This is a genomic window from Micromonospora sp. NPDC007220 (assembly GCF_040634035.1).
Lineage (GTDB): Bacteria > Actinomycetota > Actinomycetes > Mycobacteriales > Micromonosporaceae > Micromonospora > Micromonospora reichwaldensis.
Window position 1 is genome coordinate 24656 of record NZ_JBEYEU010000012.1, and the last position, 18593, is coordinate 43248.

An 18593-nucleotide genomic window follows, 5' to 3' on the forward strand; every position below is an offset into this window, starting at 1 on the left:
CGGTGATCCGGTCCGCGGTCCGGGGCCTCCACCGGATGCGAGCGTCGCACCGATGCGGGTGCCGATCCTCGATCTCTACCAGGCTCACTGAGCGCTTAGTCAGCAGGAGGAACGGTTATAGGGGTTTGACCTCACAATTCACGACATCTGTTCCGAGTCCTAGGGGTTGGGCAACCCGTTTCCCTGCCACATGATGGGCACGCTTGTGACGCCGCCGGCGCGCCAGCACGCAGCCCGTCCGACAGCCCGACCGGAGGTGATGCCAGGTGCGCGACGACCTCCGGATCCTGGCCGACCGGTCGTACCGGATGCTGTTCCTGGCCCGCACGCTGTCGCTGCTGGGCAGCGCCGTGATCCCGGTGGCGCTCGCCTTCGCCGTCCTCGACGCGCCGGGCGGCTCCGCCACCGACCTCGGCCTCGTGCTCGCCGCCCGGTCGCTGGCGCAGGTCGCGCTGCTGCTGTTCGGCGGCGTCCTCGCCGACCGGATGAACCGCTTCCGCCTGATGGTGGGCTCCGACCTGCTGGCCTTCGCCGCGCAGGCGGTCCTGACCGTGGTGTTCGTCAGCGGCCGGCCCTCGCTGCCGGTCGTGATCGCCCTGTCCGCCGTCAACGGCGCCGCCGCCGCGCTCTTCCTGCCGGCCTCCCGCGGCGTCGTGCCGCAGGTGGTGGCCCAGGAGCAGCTCCAGTCGGCCAACGCGCTGCTGCGGCTGTCGCGCAACAGCACCACCATCGGCGGCGCGGCCCTGGCCGGAGTGCTCGTGGCCGCGCTCGGCGCCGGCTGGGCGCTGGCGGTCCCTGCGGCCACCTTCCTCGGCTCCGCACTGCTGCTGGCCGGTGTCCGGGTGTCGCACCCCGCCCGGGCCGCCGCCAGCACCATCCTCGCCGACCTGCGGGAGGGCTGGCGGGAGTTCAGCTCCCGGTCCTGGGTCTGGCTGGTGGTCGTGCAGTTCGCGTTCGTCAACGGCTGCTTCTCGGCGATCTACGTGCTCGGCCCGCTGACCGCGAAGGAGCAGCTGGGCGGCGTCACCGCCTGGTCGGTGATCGTCACCGCGCAGGCCGTGGGCCTGGTCGGCGGCAGCCTCGTGGCGATGCGGATCCGCCCCCGCCGGCCGATGCGGGTGGCGGTACTGGCGACCTTCGGCTTCCTCCCGCCGTTCGCGCTGATCGCGGCCGGCGCGCCGGTGTGGCTGATCGCGGCCTCGATGCTCGTCAACGGCGTCTGCGTCGACATCTTCGAGGTCCTGTGGGACACCGCCCTGCAGAACCACGTGCCCAACGAGGCGCTGTCGCGGATCAGCTCGTACGACGCCATGGGCTCGTTCGTGCTCGGCCCGCTCTGCCTGGCCGTCGTCGGCCCGGTCGCCGAGCGGATCGGCGTCGCCCAGACGCTGCTCATCGCGGGCGGGGTGCTCGGTCTGGTGACCGTCGCGACCTTCTCCGCGCGGTCGGTGCGTCAGCTGCCCGCAAAAGTCCCCGCCGCACAACCCGCCACGGTGTGAATCCGGCGACCTCGCCGGCCACGGATCAGGGTGGAGATCGGAGCAGGATGGAGCACCGGATAAGTCGGCAGATGACCGACGCGACCGACGCGTACGGGCGGCGCTTGGGGGCCTACCTCGAGCAGTCCTCCTACTCGCGGCTGCGCGGCGGCCCGGGCGTGATCGACCTCGCCTTCGGCGATCCGCACGAGTTTCCCGCGCCGGCCCTGGTCGAGGTCCTGCAGCGGCACCTGAGCCCGCAGCACACCGACTGGTTCGCCTACACCCGGGACCACCCGCCGGCCCAGGAGTCGGTGGCGGCCACCCTCAGCCGGGAACTCGCCCTGCCGTTCACCGCCGACGACGTCGCCCTGACCAACGGGGCGTTCGCGGGCCTGACCATCTGCCTGCGCAGCGTCTGCGACCCGGGCGACGAGGTGGTCTACCTCGACCCCGCCTGGTTCTACTACGAGCCGATCATCGCCTCGGTCGGCGCGGTCCCCCGGCCGGTGGCGTTGACCCCCGGTTCCTGGCGACTCGACGCGGAACTCGTCGCGGCGGCGATCACGCCCCGGACCAGTGCCGTCATCGTCAACAGCCCGAACAACCCGACGGGCGCCGTCTACACCGACGAGGAGTACGCCGCCCTCGCCGAGGTGCTGCGGGAAGCCTCCGCCCGCAACGGTCGGCCCGTGTACCTGCTGTCCGACGAGGCGTACCGGCGCATCGTGTTCGACGGCCGGTCGTGTCCCAGCCCGGCGACGCACTACCCGTTCACGTTCCTGGTGCACACCTACACCAAGACGCTGCTGCTGCCCGGGGAGCGCGTCGGCTACGTGGCGATCCCGCCGACCATGCCCGACCCGGCGGTGCTCCGCCGGGCCCTGACCGTGGCCCGCCTCACCACCGGCTGGGCGTTCCCCAACAACTCGCTGCTGTTCGCCCTGCCCGAGCTGGAACAGCACGCGCTACAGGTCAAGCCGATCGAGCAGCGCCGCGACCTGCTGGTCGACGCCCTGCGCGAGGCCGGGTACGAGGTCCAGCCGAGCGAGGGAACGTTCTACCTGCTGGCCCGGGTGCCGGACGCGGACGACTGGGCACACGCGGCCGTGCTCGAGGAGCGCGGCCTCCTGGTGCTGCCGGCCTCGGTGATGGGCGCGCCGGGCTACCTGCGGCTCTCCCTCACCGTCACCGACGACATGCTGGAGGAGACCATCGGCCGGCTGCGATCGGCGCGGCCCTCGACCCGGGAGCACGCCAGTGTCCAGCGGTGACCTCCGCGAGGCCGACGCGGCCGTGACGCTCACCGCGGCGCCGGACGCGCCGGCCCCGGGACGCCGGGACGCGACGGTGTCCACCGAGGAGGCCCGGCCCGACGTCGAGGCCACCATGGCCCGCGCCCGCCGGGCCCAGGCGGAGGTCGAGTTCTGGCCGCAGGAGCGCGTCGACGACCTGGTCGCGGCCCTCGGCTGGGCGGCCTACCAGGAGGACACCGCCCGGTCGCTGGCCGACCTCGCCTACCGGGAGACCGGCCTCGGCGACCCCGAGCACCTGTTCACGCTCTACCGGCGCCGGGTCCTCGGCACGCTGCGTGACCTGCACGGCGTCGTCACCAGCGGGATCATCGAGGAGCTGCCGGAGCGTGGCCTGCGCAAGCTGGCCAAGCCCATCGGGGTGATCGCGGTGGCCAGCCCCGCCACCGCGCCCTGCTCCGGGGTGGTCGGCAACGCCCTGCCGATGCTGAAGACCCGCAACGCGGTGGTCATCACCCCCAACCCCCGGGCCCGGCACTCCGCGGCCCGCACCGTCGAGCTGCTGCGTCGGGCCCTGGAGACGGTCGGCGCCCCGCCGGACCTCATCCAGTGCCTGCCGGTCACCGACCGGCAGACCACCGAGGCCCTGATGGCCGCCGCCGACCTGGTGATCGCCGCCGGCGGACCCGGCACGGTACGCCGGGCGTACCGCAGCGGCACCCCGGCGATCAGCGCGGGCGTCGGCAACCCGGCGGTGATCGTGGACGACTCGGCCGACGTGGCCGCCGCGGCGGAGCTGATCGTGCTGGGCGGCAGCTTCAACAACGGCACCTCCTGCTCGTCGGAGAGCAACGTGCTGGTGGACGCCGAGATCGCGGCCGCCTTCCTCGACCAGCTGGCCCGGCAGGGCGCCCACCTGTGCGACCCGGCCGAGACGGCACGGCTGCGTACGCTGCTCTGGCCGGACGGGCGGGTGCTCAACCGCGACGCGGTCGGTCGACCCGCCGCGGCGCTCGCCGCCGCCGCCGGGATCGACCTGGCCGAGCCGACCAAGACCACCGCCCTGGTGGCCCAGCTGCCTCCCCTGGCGCCCGGCGGTGTCCCGGCGCTCGACGACCCGATGCTCGGCGAGAAGCTGGCGCCGGTCTTCACCGTGTCGACGTTCAGCGCCTTCGACGACGCGCTGGCCGCGGTGGAGACGCTGCTGGGCCGGATCGGGCAGGGCCACAGCTGCGGCATCCACACCGACCGGCCCGACCGGGTGGTCAGGTTGGCCGAGCGGGCCCGCGCCGGACGGGTGATGGTCAACCAGTCGACCGCCGTGGGCAACAGCGGCAGCTTCGACAACGGGATGCCGTTCACCCAGGTCATCGCCAGCGGCAGCTGGGGCGGTTGCTCCCGGTCGGAGAACGTGACCTGGCGCGACTTCCTCAACTACACCTACGTCTCACATCCCCTGCCGGTCAGCCTGCCGGACGAGGAGACCCTCTTCGGCGCCCACTGGCGACGCCTTCCCTGACGGAGACCCCGCACATGGACATCAGCCCTCCCGAGGCGCCACCGCGCGACCTGACCCAGGCCGAGATCGACGCGTTCCACACCGACGGCGTGGTCCGGCTCTCCGGCATGATCGACGACAAGTGGCTCGGCCGGATCGCCGAAGGCGTCGAGTATCTGCTCGCCAACCCGACCGTGCTGGCGCAGGCGACCGCGTTGCTGGGTGGCGGCGGGTTCGCCGGGGACGCCTTCATGTGGAAGACCCACGACGGCTTCCGCGACTTCATGTTCTTCTCCCCCGCGGCGCGCATCGCCCAGCAGCTGTTCGGTTCCACCGCGATCACCGCCTTCTACGACCAGATCTTCGCCAAGCCGGCCGGGTCGGGTGCCCCGACGCCGTTCCACGAGGACGTCAGCTCCTGGCCGATCGCGGGCGAGCAGGTGTGCGCGATGTGGATCCCCCTCGACCCGTGCACCCCCGACACCGCCGCGCTCCAGGTGGTGCGCGGTTCGCACCGCTGGGGACGGCGCTACGTGCCGATCACCCCGGGGGCCACCCACCTCGGCCGGCGCGAGGAACTCGAGGCGGTGCCGGACGTGTCCGACCACGAGATCCTGAGTTGGGACCTCACGCCCGGCGACATCGTGCTGTTCCACCCGGCCGCGTTGCACGGCGCCACCGGCACCGGCCCCGAGCGGCAGCGTCGGGCGTTCGTCTCCCGGTGGGTGGGCGACGGCGTCACCTTCCAGCCGCAGCACGCCGTCCTGCCGCTGCTGTGGGAACACGGCCTGCGGCCCGGTGATCCCATCGGGGGTCCGCTGTTCCCGAGGGTGCTGCCGACGCCGGTGCCGACGGAGACCGGCGCCCGCTTCGACGGCCCGCAGCAACCCCACGCCGAGCGGGCGGAGGAGTTCCTCACCATCCTGAGGATGCTGTAGGTGTTCGGAGAACTCACCGCCACGACCGCCGCCGGCCGGGAGCTGGTCTCCCTCGCCGAGGGCCACGTCGACACCCTCGCCGAACGGGCCGGCCGGCACGACCGGGACAACACGTTCGTCGCCGACAACTTCGCCGACCTGCGCGACAGCGGGGTGCTCGCCGCGTGCGCCCCGACCCGGCACGGCGGCCTGGGGGTCCGCTCCCTGCACGACATGCTGGTGGCCGTCTCCCGGCTGGCCCGGGGCTGCGGGTCGACGGCCATCTGCGCGAACATGCACATGGCCTCGGTGTGGGGGCAGGTCCGCCGGTGGGAGGGGGCCGAGGCGGACGGCGACCGGGTCCGGGCGGCGCAGCTGGACGCGATCCTGGAGGCGTTGGGCGGCTCCGACCTGATCATGGCCGGGGCCTCCACCGAACCGGGCGCGACGTGGAACGGCGCGCTCACCGAGGCCGTCCGCAAGGACGACGAGTACGTCATCACCGGGCGCAAGACCTTCGTCACCAACTCGGCGGTCGCGGACTCGTTCAACGTCGCGGTCCGGGTCGCCGATCCCGACGGCGGGTGGCGGCACGCCGAGGCCGTCGTCCTGGCCGGCACGCCCGGGCTGACCGTGCTCGGCGACTGGGACGCGTTGGGCATGCGGGGCTCCGGCAGCCACGGGCTCCTGCTGGAGGACTGCGTCGTGCCCGCCGACCGGGTCACGGTCGGGGAGCCGTTCGGCCCGCCGACGCCGGAGGACCTGGCACGTTCCTGCGCGATCAACTTCCCCCTGCTGGGCGCCTCACTGGGGATCGCCGAGGCGGCCTTCCAGATCGCCGTGGAACACGCCACCAGGGTGCCCCGGCAGCCCGGGCGGGCGGCGCCGGCACACCACCCGTCCGTGCAGCGGGAGGTCGCCACCATGGAGCTCGACCTGGCGGCCACCCGGGGGGTGCTGGAGCGCTCCGGACGCCTGGTGGACGCCCTGTTCGCCGCCGACGACCCGGCGCAGCGGTCCGAGGCCGCCGTCCGCGACGTCGTACGGGGGTGGCAGGCCGCGAAGCTGCTGGCGAACCGTACGGCGGTGAGCACGGTCGACCGGGCCATGACGATCTGCGGCGGGGCGTCCTTCAGCAGCCGGCACCCCCTGTCCCGGCTGTACCGCGACGCCCGCGCGGGCGGCTTCATGCAGCCGTTCGGATCGCTCGACGGCTACCCGTACATCGGCCGGGTCGCGCTCGGACTCGACCCGCACGCCGACTGAGGCAGCGGACAGCCGGCCGCCACGCGCGGTGGCGTGCGCCACGGAACCATCCTGCCGACCCGGGGCTGCCGGGTCGGGAGCTACCGTCGCGCGGCGGGCCTGCCGGGTGCCGGCAAGGCGCGCACGTCCAGCTTGCCGCTCGGCGTCCGGGGCAGCTCGTCGAGGCATACCACGGCGCCGGGCAGCAGGTAGTCGGGCAGCGTCTCGCGGAGCTGGTCGCGCAGCTCGCGGGCGGTCGGTCCGGGCGGCTCGCTCGGCACGACGTACGCGACGAGGCGCGGGACGGAGCCGGTCCCGGCGACCGGCACCACCGCCGCCCGGCGCACCCCGGCGCACCGGCGTACCGCCTGCTCCACCTCGCCCAGCTCGACGCGGTGGCCCCGGATCTTGACCTGGCCGTCGCGGCGGCCGTGGAACTCCACCAGTCCGTCGGAGTGGCGGGTCACCAGGTCACCCGTGCGGTAGCACCGGCCTTCGGGATGGTCGGTCGGGAACATCTCGCCGGTCGTTGCGGGGTCGTCGCGGTAGCCGCGGGCGAGCCCCGCGCCGAAGATGAGCAGCTCCCCCTCGACGCCCGCCGCGACCGGGCGCCGGTCGGCGTCGACGACGGCGACCCGCGCGTTGTCGATCGGGCGGCCGATCGGCACGGTGGCGGTGCCCGGGCGCGCCGCCGGGTCGGTCGGCACCTCGAAGGTGAGCGCGCCGACGGTGGTCTCGGTCGGGCCGTAGTGGTTGACCATCCGCACGTCCGACAGCTCGCGGACCTGGTCCACCAGCTCCCACCGGCACACCTCGCCACCGACGATGAGCAGGCGGCGGGGCAGGGCCCGCTCCGCCGCCTCGTCGAGCAGCGCCGCCAGGTGCGACGGGGTGATCTTCAGGACGTCGACGCGGTGCTCGTCCTGGTAGTTGGCGAAGTCGTCGGGATCCGTCGCGGTCTCGGTGGGCACCAGGTGGACCGTGTCTCCCCCGGTGAGCGCCGGGAAGACCGCGGTGTGCCCGAGGTCCGTCGCGAGGCTGGTCACCGACGCGAAGCGCAGCCGTTCGTCGTCGACCCGTTCCGGGTCGACGAGCCGGGCGACGAAGGCCGCGTAGTTGGCCAGGGCCGCGTGGGGGATCTCGACGACCTTGGGTACGCCGGTGGAGCCGGACGTGAACACGGTGTAGGCGAGCTGGTCCCCCGCGACCGGCGGCGGACCGCCCAGCGCCCCGGCGCGCTCCGCCGCCGCCCCCGCGCCGATCCAGCCGGCCAGGTCGACGGCGAGCACCACCTGCCCGGACACCGGCGGGTCGTCGCGATCCGTCACCACGACGGCCGCCCCGCAGCCGCGCAGCTGGCTCTCGACGCGGGCCCGGGGCTGGTTGGCGTCCACACAGGCGTAGCCGGCCCCGGCGTGCAGCGCGGCCAGGCACGCCACCAGCTGGGCGGCGCCGCGGTGGGCCAGGACGGCCACCGGGGCGGCTGTCGCACCGTGGCGCCGCAACACGTCGGCGAGACCCGCGACGGCGTGGCGCAGCTCGGCGTAGCTCAGTGTCGCGTCCGCGCCGACGACGGCCGTACGGTGGCCGTGCCGTTGCGCGGCCGCCCAGATCAGCGCGGGCACCGCCCGGTCGGGGTGCCACCCGGTCGGCGGTCCGGTCACCTCGGGATCGGCAGGCATGGCAGGTCCCTTCGGTTCGACGGCGGCGGGCCGGCAGGTCGCCGGTCGACCGTGGGGTCGCGCGGCACGGGCTTGCGGTGGCAGCGATCGTGACACGGGGGCCGCACCGCGACAACACCTCATTCGTGCCGCGGAACCCCTATCGTCGGGGCCGCTCGGCGGACGACGACGCGTCCGGTGTGGTCAGACGGCCACCATGCAGTTGTCGGAGCCGCTGTCGCGCCCCCGGGCGCTGACGATCCCGGCGGAGCCGTCGCCGTAGTAGCGGCAGAACAGGCCCGCCGCGCGGCCGCCGAACAGCAGCGGCCCGATCACCGGGGCGACCTCGACGTCGTGTGGTTCGTCGGCGCCGTCGGCGACGAGCGAGACCCGGCACGTGCGGGGCGCCACGAAGTCCTGCACCACGCTGGTGCCGTCGGCGGCGGCCTCGGCGACGGCGGACTCCCACGTCGCCTGGTCGACCTCGCCGCCGATGACCACCTGCTTGCCGCTCTCCCCCAGGCCCGCCTTGAGCACCAGCAGGTCCCGGTTCGCCAGGACGAACGGGAGCAGTTCGACCTCGCGGCCCGCGCGGCTGGTGCGGCGGTCCGCGAGGATCCGCGTCCACGGCACGTACCTGTCGACGAGGCTCCGGTCGGCCGCGCTCATCCACGGCCGGCCCTCCGAGAGCAGGCCCATGGTCAGCTTGCTGTGCATGAAGGTCGACGTCTGGGTGCCCACGAGCAGGCAGCCGTTGTCGAGCGCGTCCTGCACGTAGCTGGTGTCGAGACCGGCGTCGAGCCAGTCCGGGATGGTGAAGTTGCGCAGCCCGATCGGGTAACGCAGGTGGGGCGGGCAGTCCCACGCCTCCGGCAGCTCCTCGGGCTCGAAGAAGCGGGCGGTGAGGCCGTGGTTGTTGAGGTAGTCGGCCTCCAGCTGGAAGTAGCGGCTCTGCACGCCGTAGACCCGGGCGCTGCCGACGATGGCCACCCGGGGCGCCAGCCCCAACTCGGCGCAGAGCGAGCGGTACATCTCGGCGCGCACGGCGAACGGGTCCGGGGAGCTGAACGGGGTCCTGCCCGTCGCGTCGGCGTGCAGCCTGCGCCACACCTCGAGGCGGCAGCGCGTCTCCACCACGCCGCCGAGCGCGCCGCTGACGTTGAACTCCAGGAACTGGGGCCCGTCCGGCCCGATGACGACGTCCGGCCGCACGACGCAGTCCGGATAGCGCTCCTCGACGAACGGGTCCCGCACGAACAGCTGGTCCTCGCTCTGCGGCATGCGGTAGGCCGCCAGCCGGCCCTGCGTGGTGGGGGCCGTCTCGAGGGCGGTGCGGCGGAGCAGGTCGACCAGCGCAGCGGCCGCCCGGAAGATCTCGGCGTAGGACGCGCGCGGGATGGCGATCGGTGCCGCGGGCAGCAGCCGCTGGTAGGGCCAGCCCGTGTCCCGCAGCTCGTGGCGGAGCATCGCGCGGATCGTCTCCGCCGGCGCGGCCGGCGCCACGCGGTGGGTGCCGAACCACGGATGCCCGGCCGGCCCCGCACTGCCGACATGCTCGCGCACGGTCATCTGACGCTCCCCGGAATCGCACGTCGGGCCGGCGCCGGTGCGTGCTCGCGCGGGGCCGGTGTCTCCGAAACGATGATCGACATAGACTAACATTCACGTCCGACGGGGACCGCGTCGGTTCGTCCACCTCCGACACGGGAGAACCGCCGATGACCTTGCGTCATGTCCAGGGCAACGAGTACCGCGAAGAGCACGGCGGGGACTACGAGGACTTCGAGCCCGGCATGGTGATCCGGCACTGGCCGGGCCGCACCATCTCCGAGACCGACAACACCTGGCTGACCCTGCTCACCATGAACCAGCACCCGCTGCACTTCGACGAGCACTACGGCGCGGGCAGCGAGTACGGGCGGGTGCTCGTCAACAGCGGGATCACCCTGTGCCTGATCGGCGGCATGACCGTGCAGGCCCTGTCGGCGCGGGCGGTGGCGAACCTCGGCTGGGACAAGGTCCGCCTGCGGGAGCCGGTGTTCGTCGGGGACACGTTGTACGCCACCAGCCGCATCCTCGACAAGCGCCTGAGCCGGTCCCGGCCCGGCCAGGGCATCGTCACGGTGGAGACGACGGGCACGAAGTCCACCGGTGAGACGGTCATCGTCTTCGAGCGTTCCTTCATGGTCCGCTGCCGGGAGAGCGCCGCCTGACCTACGCCACGGACGCCGCCCCCTCGTGCAGCGCCACGGCGGCGGCGGTGTCCTCGATGGCCATCCCGACCGTACGCAGGACGGACGTCCGCCCGCCGACGCGCACCTCGCCGGTGACCAGCCTGCCCAGCTCGTGCAGGTCGTCCACGCCGACCAGGCCGGCGGCCAGGGCGGCGCGCACCTCACCGGCGCCGTCCAGCGCGGCGGTGCGGTCCTCGACGACCGCCACGGCGTCGGCCAGCAGTGCGGGGTCGAGTTCGATCGCGTCCGGGTGGGTGCCGCCGATGACGTTGACGTGCGCCCCGGGCGCCACCCAGTCCGCCTCCACCAGCGGCGTGTTGTCGCTGGTGGAGGTCGCCGTGCAGATGATCGCCGCGTCGGCGACGGCGGCCTTGGCGCTGTCGCAGACGCTCGCGTGCACGGGGTGGGGCACGGCGTCGCGCACCCAGTCGGCGAACTGCTCCGCCCGGTCCCGGGTCCGCGAGAACACCCGTACGCTGCGGATCCGGCGCACCGCCGCGACTGCCCGCACCAGCGACCGCGCCTGCACCCCCGCCCCGATGACCGCGAGGTCCTCGGCGTCCTCGGCGGCGCACCAGCGGGTCGCCAGGGCGGCGACCGCACCGGTGCGCACGGCGGTCAGCTCCGCGCCGTCGAGCAGGGCCGTGATCTGCCCGGTGGTCAGGTCCGTCAGCGCGACGACCCCGTGGATCAGCGGCAGGCCGCGCCCGGGGTTGTCGGGGGTGAGCGTGGTGATCTTGACGCTGCCCACCCCGCGCCGCTCCCAGACCGCGGGGCTGACCAGCAGGACCCGCTGGGGGCCGTGCTCGATGACGGTGCGCGCCGGGGAGTCGGTCCGGCCGGCGACCAGGTCCGCGAACATCTCGCCCAGCGCGTCGATCACCCGCACCAGCTGGGGCGTGCCCGCCATCTGGGCGGCGTCGACCGTCACCGGCCCGGTCATCCGGCAGCTCCGTCGGTGCCGAACCGGGCGGCCCAGGCGTCCTCGCGCGACACGGTGGCGCGGGCCATCCGGGCGAACGGCGGGCCGACCATGTTGCCGTCCAGCACGGCGATCCCGCCGTTGGCCGCCCGTACGGCGTCGGCCACCCTGCGGGCCAGGCGCAGGTCGTCGGCCTGGGGGCGCAGCACCCGGTTGATCTCGTCGAGCTCGCCCGGGTGCACCGTCGCCTTACCGTGGAAGCCGAGCGCCCGCACCCGGGCGGTCTCCTGCGCCAGGACGGCCGGCTCGGCGAGCCGGAAGTTGGCGGTGTCGATGCAGGCGGTGCCGTGCCGGGCGCAGGCCAGCGCCATCGCCTGCCGGGCGGCGAGCATGGCCTCCCAGGTGATCTCGACCCCGAGCGTGGCGGCCAGATCGGCCGAGCCGAGGACCAGCCCGTCACTCGCCCCGGCGATCGCGTCGATCTCCGTGACCGCCTCCACGGTCTCCACCGTCACGTAGATCTCCGGGTGCGCGTCCGCGCTGGCCAGGATCTGCCGCAGCAGGGCCACCTCGGCCGCCGACGTCACCATCGTCATCATGACGATGCCGGGCCGCACCGAACACTCCGTGAGGGCCACCAGGTCCTGCACCGCCGCGACGCTGCCCAGCTGGTTGATGCGCACCGCGACGTTCTCCGGCCGGGGCGCCTTCTCCAGCGCGGCCCGGCACACGGTGCGCGCGGCCGGCTTCTCGGCCGCCGGTACGGAGTCCTCCAGGTCGATCAGGTGCACGTCCGCGTCGTAGGACCACGCCTTCACGACCCGGTCCAGCGACAGCGCCGGGGTGTAGAGGATGCTGCGCGGGATCGCCCGCGCGGCGCCGGTCATCGGGTCACCGGCTCGGGTCGCGCGTCGGCCGTGCGGGCGCCCGCCTCGACGAGCACGGAGCACAGCTTGGTGATCTGCTCCTCGGTCTGGCCCGCGCGCAGCATGACCCGCAGGCCGGCGGTGCCGCGGGCGACGATCGGGAAGAACACCGGCGAGGTGTAGAACCCGGCCGCGAAGACCCGCTGGGCCGCCTCGACGACGGTCTCGTCGCTCATCGGCACCACCCGGATCGGGTACGTGCTGCCGGACTGCTCGGTGGCCAGCAGCGAGTCGAACAGCGCGATGTTGGCCCGCAGCCGCCCCTGCAACCGGGTCAGCTCCTCGGTGCGGTGGATGTCCGCCGAGGCGAGCGCGGCGCCCACGGCGGCGGCGTTCATCTTCTGCGAGTAGCCCAGGGGCCCCGCGAAGCGTTCGACGATCCGCCGCGTCTCCTTGGGGAAGCCGTCGAGCAGGATCGCCGTGCCGCCCGCCCCGAAGCCCTTGCTCAGGGTCGCGACGGTGATGGTGCGGTCGTCGCGCACCGGGCAGTGCGAGCGGACGTAGCCGATGCCGCGCTCGCCGTACGCCGACAGCGAGTGCGAGTCGTCGTAGAAGACCATCATGTTGTACTTGTCCTGCAGCACGGCCAGTTCCTCGACGGGCGCGTAGCCGCCGAGGCTGTCCGAGCCGTCCACGACGTAGCAGACGCGTTCGTAGGTGCGGCACATGTCCTCGAGGTAGTCGAGGTCGTGGTGGCGGCAGGTGACGACCTCGGTCTCGTCGGCGCAGTTCGGCTTGGCGTTGGCCATCGACACGTGGGCGTTCTTGTCGAAGACCATCAGCGGCCGGGTGCCGTTGCCGAGGTGCCCCGACGCGATCAGCGGCAGCAGGCCGGTGCTGGCCGCCGCCGTGGAGATCGCGCTGATCACCATCGCGTCGAACAGCTCGCCCAGCGACTCCTCCAGCTCCAGCAGCACCGACGTCTGGACGCGGGTGCGCGGGATGCAGTGGTCCAGCACGCCGAAGCGGCGCAGCGCGGCGACGGCCCCGTCGATCACCTTGGGGTGGGTGTCGAGGTCCAGGTAGGAGCAGACGGTGAAGTTGACGAACTCGTGGCCGTCGGCCATCCGGAACACGCCGTCGGAGAGGTCGCCGACGATGCCGGCGACCCCGTGTTCCTCGGACATGTTCCAGAAGGTGTTTCCCACACCGATGAGCTTGTCGTTGTTGCGGTAGCGGTGGGTGGGGGTGATGGACTTGCGCTCGCTCATCAGGAGTTCACCTCGGTGGGCTTGTAGCTGTAGACACCCTTGACCCTCCGGTAGGCGTACGTGTATAGCGCGACGCCGAGCGCGTGCGGCCTGCGGAGGATCTTCTTCGACTTCAGCCAGAAATTGACGTTGATGTTCATCTCGTCCAGCGACTCGGCCTGGTGCCACCAGCCGAGCGGCAGGTAGAGCATGTGGCCCGGTTCGAGGACGAAGTCACGGCGCTGGGCCAGCTTGGGCGCCACCCTCGGGAAGCGCGCCAGGTCGACGTTGTCCAGGTCGAAGACCTGGGACTTGTCCCCGAACCCGCGCAGCACCGAGCGCGGATAGTACTCGCGGGAACCGGGCGGGGCGATGATGAACCGCTTGCGGCCCTCCAGCGCGATGTTGAAGTTCTCGAACTCGTCGAAGTGGTTCTTGGTGAACACGCCGCGGTGGCTGATCCACAGGTTCGCCGCGTACAGCGTGTCGCCGTAGCCGAAGAACCTGTCCGCGTCGAAGCCGATGACGGCGTTCACGTCGGCCGGGCTGTTGCGGATGTTCGACACGACCCGGTGCCACGTGCCCGGGGTCGTCAGGTGGCGCTCGTCGGCGAAGAAGTCGCGGAGCTTGATGTCGCGGGTCTCCCAGCGCCCCGGGTGGTTCTTGTCGCCCGGCTCGGTGAACAGGGTGACGGTCATGTCGGCCAGCCGGCTCGCCACGCCGTCGCGGCCGAGCCCCTGCACGTCGGGCGGCAGCGCGATCACCACGGGCACGTCGGCCTTGAACAGGCCGCCGGGGCCGACGGCCATGAACTCGTCGAAGGTCATGCGGGCCACGGGGACACCCGTCGACCCGTTCGCGTTGGACACTGCGTCCGAAACTCCCATGTCGCCTTTCCTCACTGCTGAGGGCCGCGGTGCGCGGCCGGTCACGCGTTGGCCCTGCGGGCGCTCAACTCCGCCACCACGTCCACGATCAGGTCCTCCTGGCCGGCGATGGCCTGCCGCCTGCCGAGCTCGAAGAACACGTCGCGCGCGTCGACGCCGGCGCGGCCGGACAGCTCGACCACCCGGTGCTTGAACCCGGAGAACACCCCGGCCAGGCCGCTCACGATGGACATCGAGGCGGTGACGGGAGGGGCGGGCATGAGCTCGCGTTCCGCGAGGTCGGCGGCGTCGAGGAGCGCGTACAGGTCGATGCCGGTCGCGAAGCCGCTGCGCTCCAGCACGGGGACGAGCACCTCGAGCTGGGTGTTGCCCGCCCCGGCGCCGAAGCCCCGCGCGCAACCGTCGATGATCAGGGCGCCGGCCTGCGCCGCGGCCACCGAGTTGGCGACGGCCATGCCGAGGTTGTCGTGGCCGTGGAAGATCACCGGCGTGTCGACCGCCGCGGCGATCGCACCGATCCGCGCGGTGACGTCGTCGGGCAGGAAGTGACCCGCCGAGTCCATGATCCCGACCGCCTGCGCGCCGTACGCCACGGCCTGCGCGGCGTGCTCGGCCAGCTCGGCGGGGGACGCCATGTGGCTCATCATCAGCACGCAGTGTGCCTCGGCGCCGGCCTCGCGCAGGACGTCGAGGTGGCGCTCGGCCAACGACGTCTCGGTGGCGTGCACACCGATGCGGACGACGTCGGCGCCGTGGCCGATCGCGCGCCGCAGGTCGTCGGAGGTGCCCCAGCCCGGCAGCATGAACACGCCCATCCGGCTGTGCCGCAGCGCCTCCCGGACCGTCGACAGCATCTCGTCGTCGCTGACCGCGGCCTGACCGACCTGTAGGGACGACGCGCCGAGGCCGTTGCCGTGGCCGACCTCGACCACCGGGATCCGCGCCGCGTCCGCCGCCTCCGCGTACCGCCGCAGGGCGACGGCCCCGAGCTGGTGGCGGACCGCGTGCTGGCCGTCGCGCAGCGTCGGGTCGTGGATCACGACGTTCCTCACCGGGCCGCCTCCGTCCGGGCGCTCCGGCCCAGCCGGGCCGCGTGCTGCTCGGCGACCAGGATGGCGGCCGAGTTGATGATGTCGAGGTTGCCGGCGTACCGGGGCAGCACGTCGCTGTGGGCGGTGACCTGGAGGGTGACCGTCACCCGGTCGTCGACCACGGTGCAGGCGGTCACCGCGTAGCCGGGGGCGAACGACCGTACCTGCTCGGCCACCGGGTCGACTACCGCGCGCACCGCGGCGACGTCGGCGCCCGGGATCCGCGCGTGCACGGCCGTCCGGAACGTCGCCGGCGGCACCGCCGGGCTGATGTTGAGGATGGCCTTGACGTCGCGTACGCCGGAGAACGTCGTGACGGCGTGCCGGGTCGTCGCCACGTACTCGTCGAGGTTCAGCCGGGTGCCACGGCCCGCGACGTCGCTGGCCACCGTCGAGACGACCTCGATGTAGCTCACCGGGAAGCGGGCGGCGAGCGCGTGCGCGACCGGGATGGACGCCTGGCCGCCGCAGCTGATCAGGTTGAGGTTGCGCCCGGTCGTCGCCTCCACCCCGGTCACGGTCGGCACCACCATCCGGCCCACCCTGCTGGGCGTCATGTCGACCACCAGCGGGCCGAGCGGCTCCAACAGCGACCAGTGGCGTAGGTGCGACGCCGCGTTGGTGGCGTCGAACACGACGTCGAACGCGTCCCCCGCCGCCAGCACGGCGTCGATCCCTGCGGCGCTGACGGGGTAGCCGAACCGCTCGGCGTGCCGCAGGCCCGCCGAGTCCGGATTGCGCCCGGCCACCAGGCGGCAGTCCAGCAGGGCGGATCGGTGGATCTTGCTGATCAGGTCCTGGCCGATCGCCCCGGTGCCGATGACGGCGACGGTGGCGGTGGCGGTGGCGGTGGCGGGTTCGACGACGCGGACCTCGGCGTCGGTCACGTCCGCGGTGAGACTCAAGGCGTGCCTCCAGGGCGCCGGAGCCGGCCGGTCCACGACCGCCGGGCGAGGGATCGGCGGGTACGGGTCGCGCGGCTCACGGATTCCGGGTCGTAGGTTCTCAAGTACGTCGTCCTCACCATTCGAAGTGCGCGGCGTCCCGGGCGGAACCTCGGGCGACACGACAGGGGTCGGTCGCGCGGGGTCGGCGTGCCGGGCGTCGCCGCCCCGCGGTGCCGCTCCGGGCTGCGGGTGCCCGGACGGCCCGCGCGACGCCCACGGCGGCGCGGCCGCCCTCGGGCGTCGCGGTCGGTGGACAGTCGGGAGACGGGTGCGCCGGGCGGATGTCGGGACACGTCGTGACCGGGAGTCGTTCGGCGGAATCCGTTCGGCCGGAATTGCCGAGTCGAACAACAATCGGACATATACCTTGATCTCAGAAGTCTCGACGTATTAACCGAAGAAGCCCCCGTTTACCTGCACGACAACCAATGCGGCCGTTGCGCTCCGTCAGCCGCAGCGTTCCGTCGGCATCGAAGCTATCAGATGGCCACGCCGAGTGGACCCGGCTGTTACGTCACTCTCGCGACAGTCCAGGCTGGAGTGTGAACCGTCACAGAGCCCGCGAACGGGCGACGTGCGGTGGCAGCCACCCGCCCCGCTCGCGGCGCTGCGGAGGGCCTCCGGGCAGGCCGTACGCCCGAGCTGCCCGCGCGGCCCTCCGGCGGGTCACCGATCCGTCGCGCGGCGCCGACGACACTTCACCCTCGACGCCGCCACGACCATTTGCGACTATCCTCGTCAGCTCCACCGTGCCGGCATTTTCGGACGGTCCGGCCGAATTGTCGAAGGCGGTGTATCGGCGGATCGAAAGGGGGAGGGAATGGAACGTCCGCCCACCCGCCCGCGAAGCCCGACCGGCGCCGGACGACGACCGCCGCCGCACCCCCTGCCGGCCCCGCCCGCCCCGAACCGGACGCGCCACCCGCCCCGAGAGGACACACCATGACGACCACCCGGCCGCCCGCAGTGAGCAGGTCGCCACTGGGCCGCGCGTACGCCGAGCACGTCGCCCGGAGCGCGTCGACGGACGACCCGACGGCCGCCGCCCTGGACTCGGTCATCCTCGAGCCGTACCGGGAGCGGTTCATGAGCGCCCCCGCCTTCCTGGCGGAGAGCGAGTGCCGGGCCGTCGCCCGGGACCTCCGCACGGTCTACGACCTGCTGCGCGCCCTGCCGGAGCGGGTGTTCGACGGGGACCTCACCGCACTGGCCGAGGCCGTCGGCATGGATCCCCGGCAGACGGCGCTGATCACGCGCGGCGCCCGCGCCGGGTCGCTCGTCCCGCTGGGCCGCGCCGACCTCTACCACGACGGCGCGGGGTTCCGGCTGCTCGAGTTCAACCTCACCAGCGCCCTCGGCGGCTTCGAGTCCGCCGACATCAACCGGGCGATGCTGGCGTACCCGCCGCTGCGGGAGTTCGTGGACCGGCACGGGCTCCGGTACCCGGACACGCTGGGCTGCATCGTGCGGATGATGTACGCCGAGTGCGCCCCGATGATCCCCACGGACCGGCCGCCCGTCGTCGCCGTGGTGGACACGACGGAGAACTACCCCATCGTGGGCGGCCGGCTCGAGGTGTTCGCCGAGCTGCTCGCCGGGTACGGGATCGAGGGGATCGGCTGCCACCTCGGCCAGTTCACGTACCCGCAGGGCCGGCCGACCGTGGCGGGCCGGGCCGTTGACGTCGTCGTGCGCTACTTCCTGCCCGAGGACCTGGCCGACCCGGTGGCGGCGGCCCAGGTGGAGCCGCTGCTGGTCGCCGCGGAGCAGGAGAAGGTCGGCCTGTTCAGCCGCCTGGACGCCGAGCTCTACGGCAACAAGGGCACCCTGGCCATGCTCTCCGACGACCGGCACCGGCACCTGTTCGACGCCGACGAGCTGGCCTGCGTCGACCGGCTCCTGCCGTGGACCCGGCACGTACGCCCGCGCGGCACCGATCCCGAGGGGGCCGAGGTCGACCTGCTCGCCTACGCCCGGGCCCGGCAGGACGAGCTGATCCTGAAGCCGACGCTGCTGCACGGGGGCAACGGCGTACTGGCCGGGTGGACGGTGGGCGGCGACGAGTGGCAGGCCCGGCTCGACGCCGCGCTGGACGGCCCGTACGTGCTGCAACGCCGGGTCCGGCCCGCCGCCGAGCCGTTCGCCGACGGCGCGGGCGGCGTGCGGGACCTCTACCTCAACTGGGGGGTCTACCTGGCCGACCGCGACGTCGTCGACGAGGACGGCTACGCCGGCTGCCTCGTCCGTGGCAGCACCGACCCGGGGGTCGGGGTGGTCAGCATGGCCGGCGGCGCGAAGATCGGCTGCACGTTCCACGGCGGCTGAGCGCCCGTCGCCGGCCGGG

General features: G+C 73.2%; 15 protein-coding genes. 7 read left to right on the forward strand and 8 right to left on the reverse strand.

Annotated elements, in window-relative coordinates; genetic code table 11:
* Positions 1–266: 266 nt before the first annotated feature.
* The 5 genes from ABZ573_RS20890 to ABZ573_RS20910 all read left to right on the forward strand — a co-directional run bounded on the left by ABZ573_RS20890 (position 267) and on the right by ABZ573_RS20910 (position 6412).
* A complete protein-coding gene (locus tag ABZ573_RS20890) occupies positions 267–1499 on the forward strand; it encodes an MFS transporter (RefSeq protein ID WP_327028483.1) in 1233 nt (410 codons plus the stop codon).
* A 71-nt stretch (positions 1500–1570) separates the two neighbouring features.
* The gene (locus tag ABZ573_RS20895) at positions 1571–2752 is read left to right on the forward strand and encodes an aminotransferase class I/II-fold pyridoxal phosphate-dependent enzyme (protein WP_192581361.1); all 1182 of its coding nucleotides are present in this window, start codon (positions 1571–1573) and stop codon (positions 2750–2752) included.
* Positions 2739–4250, forward strand: a complete 1512-nt coding sequence (locus ABZ573_RS20900; protein ID WP_327028484.1) for an aldehyde dehydrogenase family protein — start codon at positions 2739–2741, stop codon at positions 4248–4250. The genes ABZ573_RS20895 and ABZ573_RS20900 overlap by 14 nt, the downstream gene beginning before the upstream one ends.
* Positions 4251–4264: 14 nt before the next feature.
* Positions 4265–5167 carry a phytanoyl-CoA dioxygenase family protein gene (locus tag ABZ573_RS20905; protein WP_151454066.1) on the forward strand — a complete coding sequence of 301 codons (903 nt, stop codon included), beginning with the start codon at positions 4265–4267 and terminating at the stop codon, positions 5165–5167.
* A complete protein-coding gene (locus ABZ573_RS20910; RefSeq protein WP_358120078.1) occupies positions 5168–6412 on the forward strand; it encodes an acyl-CoA dehydrogenase family protein in 1245 nt (414 codons plus the stop codon).
* A gap of 80 nt (positions 6413–6492) precedes the next feature.
* Here ABZ573_RS20910 and ABZ573_RS20915 read toward each other — a convergent pair whose 3' ends face one another.
* A complete protein-coding gene (locus ABZ573_RS20915; protein WP_358120081.1) occupies positions 6493–8073 on the reverse strand; it encodes an amino acid adenylation domain-containing protein in 1581 nt (526 codons plus the stop codon).
* 183 nt (positions 8074–8256) lie between these two features.
* Positions 8257–9621, reverse strand: a complete 1365-nt coding sequence (locus ABZ573_RS20920; protein WP_327028487.1) for a hypothetical protein — start codon at positions 9619–9621, stop codon at positions 8257–8259.
* A 149-nt stretch (positions 9622–9770) separates the two neighbouring features.
* Here ABZ573_RS20920 and ABZ573_RS20925 point away from each other — a divergent pair, with 149 nt between their 5' ends.
* A complete protein-coding gene (locus ABZ573_RS20925) occupies positions 9771–10265 on the forward strand; it encodes a MaoC family dehydratase (protein ID WP_151454062.1) in 495 nt (164 codons plus the stop codon).
* Between the two features lies 1 nt (position 10266).
* Here ABZ573_RS20925 and ABZ573_RS20930 read toward each other — a convergent pair whose 3' ends face one another.
* The 6 genes from ABZ573_RS20930 to ABZ573_RS20955 form a co-directional block, all read right to left on the reverse strand.
* Entirely contained in the window at positions 10267–11229 is a 963-nt protein-coding gene (locus ABZ573_RS20930) for an ornithine cyclodeaminase family protein (RefSeq protein ID WP_358120085.1), read from the reverse strand.
* Entirely contained in the window at positions 11226–12095 is an 870-nt protein-coding gene (locus ABZ573_RS20935) for an aldolase/citrate lyase family protein (protein WP_151454060.1), read from the reverse strand. Before ABZ573_RS20935 ends, ABZ573_RS20930 begins: the two co-directional genes overlap by 4 nt.
* Positions 12092–13345: an aminotransferase class I/II-fold pyridoxal phosphate-dependent enzyme gene (locus ABZ573_RS20940; RefSeq protein ID WP_358120089.1), complete on the reverse strand. Its 1254-nt coding sequence runs from the start codon at positions 13343–13345 to the stop codon at positions 12092–12094. Before ABZ573_RS20940 ends, ABZ573_RS20935 begins: the two co-directional genes overlap by 4 nt.
* The gene (locus tag ABZ573_RS20945) at positions 13345–14151 is read right to left on the reverse strand and encodes a cupin-like domain-containing protein (RefSeq protein ID WP_151454074.1); all 807 of its coding nucleotides are present in this window, start codon (positions 14149–14151) and stop codon (positions 13345–13347) included. Before ABZ573_RS20945 ends, ABZ573_RS20940 begins: the two co-directional genes overlap by 1 nt.
* 101 nt (positions 14152–14252) lie before the next feature.
* Positions 14253–15263, reverse strand: coding sequence for a 4-hydroxy-2-oxovalerate aldolase (gene dmpG / locus ABZ573_RS20950; protein ID WP_132239853.1), 1011 nt, complete (start codon positions 15261–15263; stop codon positions 14253–14255).
* Positions 15260–16207: an acetaldehyde dehydrogenase (acetylating) gene (locus ABZ573_RS20955; protein ID WP_358120092.1), complete on the reverse strand. Its 948-nt coding sequence runs from the start codon at positions 16205–16207 to the stop codon at positions 15260–15262. Before ABZ573_RS20955 ends, dmpG begins: the two co-directional genes overlap by 4 nt.
* Positions 16208–17191: 984 nt before the next feature.
* Here ABZ573_RS20955 and ABZ573_RS20960 point away from each other — a divergent pair.
* Positions 17192–18574 (forward strand): hypothetical protein, encoded by a 1383-nt coding sequence (locus ABZ573_RS20960; protein ID WP_358120095.1) that lies wholly within the window; start codon positions 17192–17194, stop codon positions 18572–18574.
* Positions 18575–18593 lie beyond the last annotated feature (19 nt).